Origin of the sequence: Neoasaia chiangmaiensis, assembly GCF_002005465.1 — a bacterium.
GTDB classification, from domain to species: domain Bacteria; phylum Pseudomonadota; class Alphaproteobacteria; order Acetobacterales; family Acetobacteraceae; genus Neoasaia; species Neoasaia chiangmaiensis.
Genome location: NZ_CP014691.1, coordinates 1803011 through 1816031, shown reverse-complemented (window position 1 = coordinate 1816031; position 13021 = coordinate 1803011). Strand labels below are relative to the sequence as shown.

At 62.7% G+C, this 13021-nt stretch carries 18 protein-coding genes; 13 read left to right on the top strand and 5 right to left on the bottom strand.

Going from position 1 to position 13021, the window contains the following annotated elements; translation table 11 throughout:
• Window positions 1-5: 5 nt before the first annotated feature.
• Window positions 6-890 (bottom strand): LysR family transcriptional regulator, encoded by an 885-nt coding sequence (locus A0U93_RS08570; protein ID WP_077806986.1) that lies wholly within the window; start codon window positions 888-890, stop codon window positions 6-8.
• 57 nt (window positions 891-947) lie between these two features.
• On the opposite strand from A0U93_RS08570, the gene A0U93_RS08565 reads away from it, so the two are divergent.
• The 8 genes from A0U93_RS08565 to yghU all read left to right on the top strand — a co-directional run bounded on the left by A0U93_RS08565 (window position 948) and on the right by yghU (window position 6765).
• The gene (locus tag A0U93_RS08565; protein WP_149026872.1) at window positions 948-1166 is read left to right on the top strand and encodes a hypothetical protein; all 219 of its coding nucleotides are present in this window, start codon (window positions 948-950) and stop codon (window positions 1164-1166) included.
• The gene (locus tag A0U93_RS08560; RefSeq protein ID WP_077806984.1) at window positions 1159-1794 is read left to right on the top strand and encodes a glutathione S-transferase family protein; all 636 of its coding nucleotides are present in this window, start codon (window positions 1159-1161) and stop codon (window positions 1792-1794) included. The genes A0U93_RS08565 and A0U93_RS08560 overlap by 8 nt, the downstream gene beginning before the upstream one ends.
• Window positions 1795-1819: 25 nt before the next feature.
• Window positions 1820-2914, top strand: coding sequence for an alkene reductase (locus A0U93_RS08555; RefSeq protein WP_077808429.1), 1095 nt, complete (start codon window positions 1820-1822; stop codon window positions 2912-2914).
• 107 nt (window positions 2915-3021) lie between these two features.
• Entirely contained in the window at window positions 3022-3696 is a 675-nt protein-coding gene (locus A0U93_RS08550; protein WP_077806983.1) for a peroxiredoxin-like family protein, read from the top strand.
• Window positions 3697-3786: 90 nt separating this feature from the next.
• Complete coding sequence (locus A0U93_RS08545; protein WP_077806982.1) at window positions 3787-4203, top strand: carboxymuconolactone decarboxylase family protein; 417 nt, start codon at window positions 3787-3789, stop codon at window positions 4201-4203.
• A gap of 93 nt (window positions 4204-4296) precedes the next feature.
• Window positions 4297-5007: an SDR family oxidoreductase gene (locus A0U93_RS08540; RefSeq protein ID WP_077806981.1), complete on the top strand. Its 711-nt coding sequence runs from the start codon at window positions 4297-4299 to the stop codon at window positions 5005-5007.
• 165 nt (window positions 5008-5172) lie between these two features.
• The gene (locus A0U93_RS08535; RefSeq protein ID WP_077806980.1) at window positions 5173-5871 is read left to right on the top strand and encodes a glutathione S-transferase family protein; all 699 of its coding nucleotides are present in this window, start codon (window positions 5173-5175) and stop codon (window positions 5869-5871) included.
• 18 nt (window positions 5872-5889) lie between these two features.
• A complete protein-coding gene (gene yghU / locus A0U93_RS08530; RefSeq protein ID WP_077806979.1) occupies window positions 5890-6765 on the top strand; it encodes a glutathione-dependent disulfide-bond oxidoreductase in 876 nt (291 codons plus the stop codon).
• A 70-nt stretch (window positions 6766-6835) separates the two neighbouring features.
• On the opposite strand, the gene A0U93_RS08525 is transcribed toward yghU, so the two are convergent.
• Genes A0U93_RS08525 through msrB form a run of 4 tightly spaced genes read right to left on the bottom strand, consistent with a single transcriptional unit; the run spans window position 6836 to window position 9209 of the window.
• Window positions 6836-7477 carry an NrsF family protein gene (locus A0U93_RS08525; RefSeq protein ID WP_077806978.1) on the bottom strand — a complete coding sequence of 214 codons (642 nt, stop codon included), beginning with the start codon at window positions 7475-7477 and terminating at the stop codon, window positions 6836-6838.
• Complete coding sequence (locus A0U93_RS08520; protein ID WP_077806977.1) at window positions 7467-7997, bottom strand: sigma-70 family RNA polymerase sigma factor; 531 nt, start codon at window positions 7995-7997, stop codon at window positions 7467-7469. Before A0U93_RS08520 ends, A0U93_RS08525 begins: the two co-directional genes overlap by 11 nt.
• Before the next feature lie 29 nt (window positions 7998-8026).
• Complete coding sequence (gene msrA, locus A0U93_RS08515; RefSeq protein ID WP_077806976.1) at window positions 8027-8734, bottom strand: peptide-methionine (S)-S-oxide reductase MsrA; 708 nt, start codon at window positions 8732-8734, stop codon at window positions 8027-8029.
• A 13-nt stretch (window positions 8735-8747) separates the two neighbouring features.
• The gene (gene msrB / locus A0U93_RS08510; protein ID WP_048849175.1) at window positions 8748-9209 is read right to left on the bottom strand and encodes a peptide-methionine (R)-S-oxide reductase MsrB; all 462 of its coding nucleotides are present in this window, start codon (window positions 9207-9209) and stop codon (window positions 8748-8750) included.
• Window positions 9210-9387: 178 nt separating this feature from the next.
• On the opposite strand from msrB, the gene A0U93_RS08505 reads away from it, so the two are divergent.
• From A0U93_RS08505 to A0U93_RS16415, 5 genes are all read left to right on the top strand, one after another.
• Window positions 9388-10041, top strand: coding sequence for a cytochrome b/b6 domain-containing protein (locus A0U93_RS08505; RefSeq protein WP_077806975.1), 654 nt, complete (start codon window positions 9388-9390; stop codon window positions 10039-10041).
• Complete coding sequence (locus A0U93_RS08500; protein ID WP_077806974.1) at window positions 10038-10787, top strand: molybdopterin-dependent oxidoreductase; 750 nt, start codon at window positions 10038-10040, stop codon at window positions 10785-10787. Before A0U93_RS08505 ends, A0U93_RS08500 begins: the two co-directional genes overlap by 4 nt.
• A gap of 103 nt (window positions 10788-10890) precedes the next feature.
• Window positions 10891-11256, top strand: coding sequence for a pentapeptide MXKDX repeat protein (locus A0U93_RS08495; RefSeq protein WP_077806973.1), 366 nt, complete (start codon window positions 10891-10893; stop codon window positions 11254-11256).
• A gap of 38 nt (window positions 11257-11294) precedes the next feature.
• A complete protein-coding gene (locus tag A0U93_RS08490; RefSeq protein WP_077806972.1) occupies window positions 11295-12002 on the top strand; it encodes a DUF1223 domain-containing protein in 708 nt (235 codons plus the stop codon).
• An 844-nt stretch (window positions 12003-12846) separates the two neighbouring features.
• Window positions 12847-13008, top strand: a complete 162-nt coding sequence (locus A0U93_RS16415) for a hypothetical protein (RefSeq protein WP_169852724.1) — start codon at window positions 12847-12849, stop codon at window positions 13006-13008.
• Window positions 13009-13021: the final 13 nt, after the last annotated feature.

Below are 13021 nucleotides of genomic sequence, written 5' to 3'. Positions count from 1 at the left end.
ACCGTTCACGGCGTCGAATTCATGAGATCCCCGACGAATTCGGCAAACTGGCGTGCTTTCGCGGTCATCATGCGACCGGCCGGAAAAACGGCCCAGAGATCGATGGGGGGCAACGACCATCCTTCCAGCACCCGCACGACGGCGCCGTGTTCCAGTTCCGGTGCGAACATCCAGTCCGACGTGATGGTCAGGCCCATGTCCGCCAGTATCGCGGCGCGCAATCCTTCGGCGGCGCTGACGCGCAGCCGTCCCGAGACGGAAACCGACACCGCCGCCCCATCCCGCGTGAACGACCAGACGCTCGGCAGTTGACTGTAGATGACGGTGTCGTGGTTCGCGAGATCCGCAGGGTGCCGCGGTATTCCCGCGCGCGCCAGATAGGCGGGCGTTGCGATGACCGATCGCCGGCCGGTCGCGATTTTTTTCGCAACGGCGGTGGAATCGGAAAGCGCGCCCATGCGCAGGGAGATATCGACGCCCTCCGCCACGAGATCGATCATCCGGTCGTCGAGGAGGAAATCGACATCGAGTTGCGGATGCGCCGCCAGAAACTCAGGCAATTTCGGAATCACATGCAGGCGCGAAAACGTCGTCGCCGCCGACACCCGCAATCGCCCGGACAGCCCGATGCCCGCCCCTTTGGCGGCGCGTTCCGCCTCGTCCGCCTCCTGGATGGCGTTGCGCGCGCGTTCATAGAAGTTCTGCCCGGCCTCGGTCGGCGTCAGGCCGTGCGTGGTGCGGATCAGCAGGCTGACCTGAAGCCGGGCCTCGAGTTGCGCCACGGTCTTGGAGACCGCCGGCTGCCCCACGCCAAGCTGACGTGCCGCGGCTGAGAACGAGCCTGTTTCCACCACGCGCACGAACGTGGTCATTGCCTGATATCGGTCCATGCCATTCCTCCGAGGAATGACCTTTATCGCCCCGAGACGACTGCCATGTCGAGCGGCATGGACGATATCGTCTTCTTCGCCCGGACAGGCCGGGCCAGAGAGAAAGAAGACCCGATGTTCGGACCCTTCATTGTCGCGGCGTCCGAACCGGCCATCGCGCACGGCATGCTCGCCTTCCAGCTCACCGGCAGCCCGCTTCATGCCCTGCTGGCGTTGGTCGGGCATGTCCTCTCCGGCCCGCAAGCCCGCCAAGAAGGAGAAAACGACGATGCTTGATGTCTATGCTTTCGCGACGCCCAACAGCGTCAAGGTGCCGATCGCGCTGGAGGAACTGGGGCTTTCCTATACGCTGCACGGCGTCAATGTCCGCAAGGGCGAACAGAAGACGCCGGCGTTCCTCAGGCTGAATCCCAACGGCAAGGTGCCGGTCCTGGTCGACACGCCCGAGAGCGGCGAGCCGTTCGTCCTTACGGAATCGGCGGCAATCCTCGTTTATCTCGCCGAGAAAACCGGGCGGCTCCTGCCGGCCGGTGGCGAGGAGCGCGCCCGCGTTTTCGAGCAGCTTTTCTTTCACGCCTCCGGTCTGAGTCCGGCTTTCGGCCAGTCCGGCTTCTTCCAGCGCTTTGCCGCCGAGCCTCAGCCCCTTGCCATCGAGCGTTTCGCCGCTGAAGCGACACGCACGCTGGGCGTGCTCGATGGCGTGCTGGCGGACCGTCCCTTTGTTGCCGGGGAGGACTTCACCATCGCGGACATCGCCCATTTCGGCTGGCTGTGGCGTCGTGGCTTTCCCAACGTGACGTTCGACGACGCACCGCATGTCGCCCGCTGGTACGAAACGGTCGAAGCACGCCCGGCCGTGCAACGCGGCATCGCCCGTGTTGAAGCGCTTGTCCCGCAAGACTGACATCATCCCCATCAAGGAAAACATCATGTCCATGCTTTTCACGCCTTTCAGGGCAGGTGCGCTGTCGCTCGACCATCGGGTCGTCATGGCGCCGCTCACCCGCATGCGTTCGGAACCCGGTGACAAGGCCGGTGCGCTCATGCGCGAATACTACACCCAGCGCACATCGCATGGTGGCCTCATCGTGTCCGAAGCCACGCCTGTCGCGCGGGAGGGATATGGTTATGCCGGGGCGCCCGGCATTTACGACGATGCGCAGATCGAGGGCTGGCGCACGGTGACCGACGCCGTGCATGCCGGCGGCGGCAGGATCGTCATGCAGCTCTGGCATGTCGGACGGCAGTCCCACCGCGATCTTCAGCCGGACGGTGGCGCGCCCGTGGCCCCCTCCGCCATCCAGGCGGAAGGCGATGCCTACACGCCGAACGGGCCGGCGCCGTTCTCGATGCCGCGTGCGCTGGCGCTTCATGAAATTCCCGGCGTGATCGAGCAGTTCCGCCAGGGCGCGGCGCGTGCGAAAGCGGCCGGTTTCGACGGTGTGGAAATCCACGGTGCGAATGGTTACCTGCCCGACCAGTTTTTGCAGGACGGCACCAACCACCGCACCGATGAATATGGCGGCCCGATCGAAAACCGCGCGCGCTTCCTGCTGGAAGTGACGCAGGCGGCCATCGATGTGTGGGGTGCGGACCGTGTCGGCGTGCGGCTGAGCCCAAGCGGCACTTACGGTTCGATGTCCGACAGCAACCCGCAGGAGACCTTCGGCTATGTCGCGGAGAAGCTGGACGAAATGGGCATCGCCTATCTCCACGTCGTCGAGCCGCGCATCAAGGGCACGGAACTGATCGCCGAGAGCGATGCGGTCGCGGCCCGGCATTTGCGCGGTGCGTTCAGCGGCACGCTCATCGCCGCCGGCGGTTTCGATGGCGCCAGTGCCGAGGCGATCATCCGGGCGGGCGACGCCGATGCCGTCGCTTTCGGGCGGGCGTTCATCAGCAACCCCGATCTGCCGGCGCGTCTGCGACGCAATCTGCCGCTGAACCCGTATGACCGTTCGACCTTCTACGGCGGCGATGCGCATGGCTACACCGATTATCCGGCGCTTGAATCCGTGGGTTGAGACCCCATTCCGGCCCGGAATGACCGATAGTCGTCCGAGCCGTCATCCCCCATGCAGCAGACCGCTCTATCTCAAGCATATCGCAACGACTGACAAAGGAAACGACCATGTCACTTCAGGCAAAACTCGATGCTTTCAAGGCCGATTTCGAAGCCGGCAAGCCGCCCTATAACGTGCCGCATGCGGTCATCGAGGTGATGCACCGTGCCACTGCCGAACTGATTGCCGCCGGTGCTGCCGAGAAGGCGCTCAAGGCCGGTGACAGGGCCCCGGGTTTCACGCTGAACGATCCGGAAGGCAATCCCGTTTCCTCCGCCGATCTTCTGGCGAAGGGCCCGCTGGTCGTGAGTTTCTATCGCGGAGTCTGGTGCCCTTACTGCAACATGGAACTACAGGCGCTCGAAGCCGCGCTGCCGTCGTTCCGCGAACTTGGCGCGAACCTGATCGCCATCTCGCCGCAGACGGCGGTCAACAGCCGCAAGTCGGTGCGCCAGAACGCGCTTGATTTCCCGATCCTGTCGGACACGCATAACGATGTGGCCGCAAAATTCGGCCTGCGTTTCGCGCTGCCGGATTATCTCGTCGAACTCTACCGGAACCTGAAGAACGATCTGCCGGGCTTCAACGGTGACGACAGCTGGACCTTGCCGATGCCGGGCCGCTTCGTGATCGGTCAGGACAGTGTGATTCTCTATGCCGAGGTCAACCCGGACTATACCCGCCGCCCGGAGCCAGAAGACATGCTGCCGGCCCTGCGCAAGGCGGCGAGCGTCACGGCCTGATCCGGCGCGCCGGGTCGGTTCGAGCGATCGCTTCGGCCCGGCGCACGTCAGGTGCCGTGGAAAGAGGCTTTGCAAAATGGGAGACAGACGATGACACCGAGAGAAAAAGGCAATGCGGCAACACGCGCCCTGATGGGGGCTGCGCCGTCCGAGCGGCTTGCCGCCGCCGCCGCGTCCAACACGTTCGGGGCCGATATTGCCGGATACGCCATCGATCACGTTTTTGGCGATATCTGGACGCGCGATGGCCTGGATCAGGCGCGCAGAAGTCTCATCACCATGACGGTCATGGTGGCGCTGCGACAGCCGCATGAATTCGGCCTGCATATGAATTTCGCGCTCGATCATGGCATGCCGCTTCGCGAGATCGAGGAAGCGCTGATCCAGATGCTCCCTTATGTCGGCTTTCCGGCGATTTCGAGCGTTTTGCCGATCGCAACGACGATCATCGCAGAGCGCGGCCTGGACAAGACGGCCGGTTACGCCGGACATCGCGGCCTCCTCTGAAAAAAGGCAGGGGACCGCAGGCGTCGAAACGCGACGTGACCTGGTCTGCGATCTCTTTTTCGCCGCCTCCCGCCCAATCCCGGAGACCTGACAATGCAACGAACCTTTCTGATTACCGGCGCCAGCAAGGGCATCGGTCTTGCTCTGGCGCATAATCTGGCGAAGCAGGGCCATCGCGTCATCGGCCTGGCGCGCAATCGCACGGATGGCTTTCCTGGCACCCTTGTGCAGGCGGATCTTGCCGATAGCGATGCAACGGCACGCCTGTGCGCCGAGCTCGCGGAGCGGTACGATGTCGATGGTGTCGTCAACAACGTCGGCCTCGTCAGAGCGCAATATCTTGAAGAGGTTTCCTTGTCCGCTCTCGACGAGGTCATGCGGGTCAATCTTCACCCGGCTGTCCTGACGGCCCAGGCCTTTCTGCCGGGGATGAAGGCGCGTGGCTGGGGACGCATCGTCAACATATCCAGCCTGACAGCCCTTGGGGCCGTGCAACGGACCGCCTATGCCGCGGCGAAGTCGGCACTGATCAGTTTTTCGCGGGGGTGGGCCCTCGAACTTGCCACGACCGGGATCACGGTCAACACCGTCGCTCCTGGTCCGACGGAGACCGAACTGTTTCGCGCCAACAACATGCCCGGCAGCGATGGTGAAAAACGCTATCTGTCGGGCGTCCCCATGAAGCGGTTCGGAAGACCGGAGGAAGTGGCGGCGGCGATCGCGTTCGTGCTGTCGGAAGACGCATCGTTCATGACGGGGCAGACCCTGCATATCGACGGTGGCGCTTCGATCGGAAGAGCCTGAGGTGGCGCTGGCGCCCGATCCGGCCTCTGACGGGGTAATGCTCGTCCTGCGGGAACGATCCCTGCGGCTGAATGAAACGCCGGTCCCGCACCGGTCTTCTCCACAACAGTCGTCATTTTTCCCACCATGAGTATCCCGGCCGACATATCGAAAGGATGGACGCCCATGATCCGCTTCTATTACCACCCGACACCGAACCCCGCGAAAATCGCGCTGTTCCTGGAGGAGGCCGGACTTCCCTATGAAGCCGTGCCGATCGATACCAGCAAGGGGGAGCAGCACGCGCCGGCTTTCCGCAGGATCAATCCGAACGGCAAGCTTCCGGCCATCGTCGATACGGACGGCCCCGGCGGCCATGAGGCGCGCGTCTTCGATTCCACGGCCATTCTTCTTTATCTGGCTGAAAAGACGGGTCGGTTCCTCGGCACCGATGCCGACCGTCCGGAGCTCCTGTCCTGGCTGATGTTTCTGGGCACCGGCCTCGGCCCGTTTTCCGGTCAGGCCGTGCATTTCCAGTATGCCGCGCCCGGCGGGCTCGATTATGCCGTCAACCGCTACCGGCGGGAGATAGAGCGGCATTATCAGGTGCTGAACGACCATCTGGAAGGCCGCGCCTTCGTCGTCGGTGAGGATTATACCATCGCCGATATGTCGGCATGGGGCTGGCTCGACCGCGCGCCGCGCGTGATGAAAGGGTCAGACACACCGTTGGCACCCTGGCCTAATCTGGTGCGCTTCATGAACCTTGTGAACGCACGTCCGGCCGTTGCCCGTGCCCGCGCCCTCATGGCCACCCATACCTTCAAGAGCGAGATGGACGAGCAAGCGCTGCGCGCGCTCTATCCTTCGAATTTCCCGGCATAATCGCGAAAGGTCCGTTACATGTCTTCATCGAACACCTATATGCCGCCGCCGGTCTGGACATGGAATGCCCAGAATGGTGGCGCATTCGCCAGCATCAACCGCCCGGTCGCAGGCCCCACGCATGAGAAGGCGCTTCCTGTCGGTCGCCATCCGCTCCAGCTCTATTCGCTGGGGACGCCGAACGGCGTGAAGGTCACGATCATGCTGGAAGAGCTGCTGGCGGCGGGTCATGCGGGCGCCGAGTATGATGCGTGGCTGATCCGCATCGGGGAGGGCGATCAGTTCGGTTCCGGTTTTACCGACGTGAATCCGAATTCCAAGATTCCGGCGCTCGTGGATCATAGTCTGGACAGGCCGCTGAATGTGTTCGAATCCGGCTCCATCCTGCTGTATCTTGCCGAGAAATTCGATGCGTTCCTGCCGAAGGATATCGTGGGTCGAACGGCGTGTCTCAACTGGCTGTTCTGGCAGGTTGGAAGCGGTCCGTATATCGGCGGCGGCTTCGGGCATTTTTATGCCTATGCGCCGGAGAAAATCGAATACGCGATTAACCGCTTCACCATGGAGGCCAAACGTCAGCTCGACGTTCTCAACCGACGGCTTGCCGAAAGCCCGTTCATCGCAGGCGATGATTACACGATTGCCGATATGGCGATCTTCCCATGGTATGGCGGCCTCGTGGAAGGCTGGATGTATAACGATGCCGCCACGTTCCTGAATGTACAGGACTATCCGCATGTCCGGGCCTGGGCGGACCGGCTGCTCGAACGCCCGGCCGTGCGGCGTGGTCGAATGGTCAACCGTATGGTCGGCGAGCCGTCAGGCCAGCTGCACGAACGCCATGATGCGTCCGACTTCGAGACGAAAACGCAGGACCGGCTTGCCCAAGGCTGATGTTTCGTGGACCGGTCCCGCTGAAAACCGGCCCTCGGCCGCCATCCGGATCCGGATGGCGGTGTTCACCCTACCAGCGGGTCAGTGGCGGCAGGACCAGACGTGTCACGAGTGTCACGACGCCGCAGGCCGCCGAATACCAGACGGCGACATAAAGCGGGTCGTCGAACGGACAGGCCAGCACGAAGGCCAGCGCGCCAAAGGCCGCGGCGGCGATGCCCACTGCCCAGGCCGTGCCGCGCGCATCCACCGGTGCGCCGCGCCGCGCGAACAGGCCGAGTGCCAGCACCGCCGGCAGGGATAATTCCACGATTTTCCGTGCGCAGACGATGCCGTGCGTCGGATCGAGCCGCTGCCAGAGCACGGCGGGACCGGCCTGAAGCACATCCACCAGCCAGCCGAGCGCGAGCGCCGCGAGGGCGAGCATGCCCACGATGCGCAGACCCCGTCGTGGTGAGCGTGTGGGATCGAGGGACAGGAGCGCCGTCGTCCCGCCGACGGCGGCGATCACGGCCAGGCTCACGGCCTTCCACCAGAAGCTCGGCATTCCCATGGCGTGCGGCATATCCGGACGCATCAGGCCCAGCTTCAGCACGAAGACGATCTCGATCGCGCCCAGCGCCAGCAGGATCGTCGCGTCCCGCCACGGCGTCCGCCGTCTGACGGGACGCAGGCCGGTCGCGAGCCGATCGATCAAGGGATCAGTCGACATCACTACCTCGCATTACTAAAGCATTCATGCGGTTCAGACCGCGATGAATGTTGACCTTGACCAGCGTGGCGGACTGTCCCGTCTGGCGTGCCGCCTCCTCGATACTCAATCCGCGCAGCTTGACGAGGCGGATGGTTTCCGCCTGCGCGGGCTTCAGCTGTCCGAGCAGGCGCTCCAGCGCATGGGCCGTCGTCACCTGCTCCTCATGATCCTGCACCGGCAGGTCGTCGTCGAGCGGTGCATCGTCCACCCGGCTGGTGGCCCGCAACCGGTCGATCCATTTGTATCGGGCGATTGCGGCGATCCAGGGACCGAACTTCTGGGACGGATTGAATGTATGCCGTTTCTCGTGAACGGCCAGCAGCGTGTCCTGCACGGCGTCGTCAACCATGGATGGCGGCAGGCGCCGGAGAAAGAAGCGTCTCAGCCATGCCTGCGCCTCGGCGAGCACGCGGCGATAGGCATCGGCATCGCCGGCCTGAGCCGCTGCCATCCAGCGGCTCCAATCCGCTTCCGTCACGAACCCTCCATCCCTGGTTACGGCGGGAGTCAGCTCCCGCCATCGTCGGCCAGCGTCAGCACAGGCTGCGGGCGCCAGGACGATGCGAACAACGCGTGCAGCGCCTCGATCCGTGGTGCGTCATATGTAGCGATATATGGGTGATCCGGATAGCGGGCCGCGAAATTTTGGTGATCCGCCTCGGCCGGGTAGAATCCATGATCCGGCGTCACCTGCGTTGCGATGGGCCGCGCGAAGACATGCGCCGCGTCGAGCTGTGCGATATAGGCGTGCGCTTCCCGTGCCTGTTCGGTGGAGCGGGTATAGAGCACGGAGCGATATTGCGTGCCGTCATCCGGGAACTGGCGGTTCACCTGTGTCGGGTCGAGGGCGACGGAAAAGAAGATGCGCATCAGCGTGCCGTAGCTGACCTGCGTCGGATCGAAATCGACTTCGACCGATTCTGCGTGTCCCGTATCGCCGCTGCTGACGGTTTCATAATCCGCCGTGTCGCGCGCGCCGCCGTCGAAACCCGCGCGGGTCGCGGTCACGCCACGGATATGTTCGAACACGCTCTGCACGCCCCAGAAGCAGCCACCCGCGAAGACGGCGCTGGCATGGTGCGTCGCGGGTGCCGGTTCCGCCAGGACGGGTGCCGGAAGAATATGGGGACCGGGTTCGCCCATTGCCGTGTGGCAGGCGGCGCCGAATGTGGTCAGCGCCATCAGGGAAACGCCGAAAAGTCCTGATCGTGTCATGATTTCAGCTCCTTCAGGCCGTATGGAACGAGAGTGCCACGCCGTTCATGCAGTAGCGCAGGCCCGTTGGCTGCGGTCCGTCATCGAACACGTGGCCGAGATGACTGCCGCAGGTCGCGCACCGCACCTCCGTGCGTTCCATGCCCAGGCTGTCATCGCCACGTTCCTGCACGGCGTGCGGCAGGGCGCTGTCGAAACTCGGCCAGCCGGTGCCGCTGTCGAACTTCGTGCGGGCGTCGAAGGCTGCCGTGTCGCATCCGGCACAGGCGAAGCGGCCGGGGCGATGCTCAGTCAGCAATGGGCTCGAATACGGCATTTCGGTGCCTGCCTCGCGCAGCACATTGTATTGCGCGGGCGTCAGCAGGCGGTGCCATTCGGCGTCGGTATGCGTGACGGGATAATGCCCGGTGGCCCGTGCGCGGCCGAATGCCGCCATGGCAACGGCGGCAAGAAAGAACTGGCGGCGGGATGTCATGTTGTGTCCCCCTTGTTTTGGGTTGTCACAGCGTTCTTCGCGAAAATTCCCTGTCCGGTTACGCGGGCAAGAAGAATTTTTTATTTCCGTCAGGAGATGGCGGAAACTGTAACCTTTCGCGCCTGACCGACGAACGCATCCGCATCAACGCCTGACCATTCAGTCGGAAAGTCCGGACATGCTCTCATCACGCCGCGTGCGACCGCGTCGCACGCCATCGCCCGTTATTCGCATCACCCACTGGATCGGCGCATTGTCGATGCTCGCCATGATCGGCAGTGGCTGGCAGATCTATAATGCCTCGCCCATCCTGCCTTTCGAATTCCCGGCCTGGGCCACGTTGGGTGGCTGGCTGGGCGGCGGGATCGCCTGGCATTTCGCGGCGATGTGGGTGCTGATGGCTGCCGGTGTCGTTTACATGGGGTATGGCGTGCTGTCGGGGCATTTCCGCCGCGATCTGCGGCCCGTCGGCCCGCGCGCCATCGGTCGTGATATGGCGCAGGCGCTGCGCTTCAGGCTGTCCCATGCCGCCGGTCATTACAACGCTGTCCAGCGGCTGCTTTATACCGGCGTGCTGATTGTCGCCCTGCTGACTGTTGCAAGCGGGCTGTCCATCTGGAAGCCGGTGCAGCTTGGATGGCTGACATGGCTGTTCGGCGGTTACGATATCGCCCGCCGCATTCATTTCGCGATGATGACGCTGATCGTCGCCTTTCTCGTCATTCACATCGCGCTCGCCCTGCTCGTGCCGTCGACCCTGTTCGGCATGGTGTTCGGCCGCCGTCCCAGCGCGGCGCCGGAAGCGAGCATTCAGGAGGGGGCCGCCCGATGAGTCACAACCGCCTCGATCGCTCGGCGATCGCCCCCGAACTGCGCCGGATCGAGCGCCGTCTGATGCTCAAAGGCGCCCTGTCGCTCGGTGGGCTGTCGATGCTGTCCGGCTGTGCGCTGGACGACGAGCCATCCGTGGAGCGTGCGCTCAGCGCGATGTCGCGTTTCACCGACCGGATGCAGGCCATGCTGTTCAGCCGCCAGCGGCTCGCGCGGGAATTCGACGCATCCAGGATCACGCATCCTTTTCCGTTCAACGCCTATTACGACGAGAGCGAGGTTCGCACTGTCGATCCCGCTGGGTGGCGCCTGGAGGTTGACGGTCTGGTGTCGGACAGACGCCCGTGGTCGCTCGCGCAGTTCCGCGCGCTGCCGCAGAAACGGCAAATTACACGCCATATCTGCGTCGAGGGATGGAGTGCGATCGGCGACTGGTCCGGTGTGCCGCTTTCGATGTTCCTGCAAAGGGTCGGCGCGGATCTGCGTGCGAAATATGTCAATTTTCGCTGCTTCGACGATTATTCGACGAGCATCGACATGGCGACCGCGCTGCATCCGCAGACCATACTGGCGCTGGATTATGGAGACGGTGCCCTTCCGCCTGCCTATGGCGCGCCGATGAAGGTCCGGATTCCAACGAAGCTCGGCTACAAGAATCCGAAATATCTCGCGTCCATCGAGGTCACCAATCGCTTTCCGGGCGGCTATTGGGAAGATCAGGGTTACGACTGGTTTGGCGGGTCATAAAAAAAGACGCGCCCCTGTAACCCGACGACGGGCCTCACCGAAGAATAGAACAGAGAGGCGGAATGTTTCCGCCTCCACATCATCGACAGATCAGGAAATTACCATGTCTATTCGCAATATCGCCATTGCCGCCGCTTTCTCGTCCGCCGTCGCTCTGGGTGGCGTTGCCCACGCACAGGACACCATGTCGCACGATGCCATGGCCCCGAACCAGATGGCGCCGAACGCGATGGCGCATGACAGCATGTCGAAGAACGGCATGGCGCACGATGCGATGGCCCCGAATGCGATGGCTCCAAATGCGATGTCGCATAACGGCATGTCTCATGGCGGCATGAAGAAGCATGGTGGCATGGGGCATCACGGCATGAAGAAGGACGCGATGTCCCACGACAGCATGAGCCACGACAGCATGAGCCATGACAACGCGATGGCCGCGCCGCAGGACAGCATGGCGAAGCCGAACTAAGCCGGGCTTCGCGCATTATCCGGCTGGCAGGCGTATTCATGAAGCGCAAAAGCGTCATATCCACCGCACTGGGCGGCATGTTGGCGCTTGTCGGCACATCGGTACCGGCCATGGCTGCGGACCCGGACCACCCGACCGTGGTGGAGCTGTTCCAAAGCCAGGGTTGTTCGTCCTGCCCGCCTGCGAATGCCAATCTTCTGGCATTGTCCGATCGCCCCGATCTGCTGACCCTGTCGTGGGAAGTAACCTATTGGGACGATCTCGGCTGGAAAGATACGTTCAGCGCACCGGCTTTCACGGCGCGCCAGTGGGATTATGCTCACGCGTTCCATCGGCGCGAGGTGTTCACGCCGGAGATCGTCGTCAACGGCCGCGCGGATACAGTCGGGGCGGACCGGCCAGAACTTGAACGCACGATCGTTCAGGCCGATCGTGGCGAGGGTGGGCCCCGGATCGTCGTCTCGGGTCTCGACGTGACGATTTCCGGCCATGCCGGAACGGCGCTTGTCGTGCTGGTGCGTTTCGATCCCAAGATTATCAGAGTACCGATCCTGCGCGGCGAGAACGGTGGGCGGGTTCTCCCGCATCGCAACCTCGTGCGGCAGGTCACCGTGCTCGGCACTTTTAGCGGCGGATCGCACAGCTATCGGATGCCAGATGCGCGCAATCCGGACCTTCGTTCGGCTATTCTCGTGGAAGCGTCGCAGGGCGGCCCCATTCTGGCAGCAGCGCGCGTGCCAGTCTGAATATCGACATCGTCAGTGACGAAACGGCGCCTGCGCCTCGCCTCATTCATCAGGCTGTTGCGCCGCGTTCCCATCACCGTCAGCGCCGTTCTTTCGGCAGTCACGATGTTTCCGTGAAAATCTGAATGTCACATCCGGGTGGCATGACCTAGCTTCCTCTGCATCTCCGGGCAGGCTGGGTGTATGATAGGCGCCAGCAGCGTGCCACAATGAGTCCACATCAAGGCATTGACACGATCGGTTTCGGCAAGTCTGCCAGTGGCGTCAACAGAGCGCACGGCTTGTCTGCATGACGCTCGAACCTGGTCCTGTCACAACAAGAGTTCGCCGTGCGCTTCTGCGTCGCATTAGGGATACTGCGCGCTTGGGAGCAGGCGAGGGTGTCTGTTTCGGATCACGCGAGGGCTTATATCCGGGTGATCGTGTCACAGCCGCGATATGGTCGCCCAACGGGTCGCATGCGTGGATGTGCGGCGACAGGCTGAAAGGGCTGCCGTAGTCCAGATGGGAGTGGCAGACGCAGGCAGGCTTCAGCGCTTTAGATGTTTGGTCCCGGGGTTTGATGGCACCCATAGGTTCAATACGCGCAGGCGAATGTAAATGCAGTTCTGGATGCAGACAGGATAGACGCCATAAATGTTCAGGGGATTTTCACTGCAAAAGGCGTAGATTTATTAAAAATAAAATCTTTAACCTTAACAGTACTAATATTATTTGGTAGATACTTATATTGCATGTCTGATTTGAAACTAAAAAGCACGTTTTAACTCGATTCTAATCTCTTTTCATTTTATTTGAGCAGTGTCCTGTCAGAAGGACCATCCCCTACTGAAAACGGAGTACCATGATGCGTTACTTGAATGCCAAGAGTCTTGCAGCCGTCGTCATGCTCGCGGGCGCTGCTGTCGCCCATACTGCGTCCGCTGCCGCACCCAACGCGCCTGTTGTGTCGAGCACGTCGAGCGGGGTGCATACATTCATTCTGCACCCTGCGGGACCGCGCTGATAACTTGTGTGAA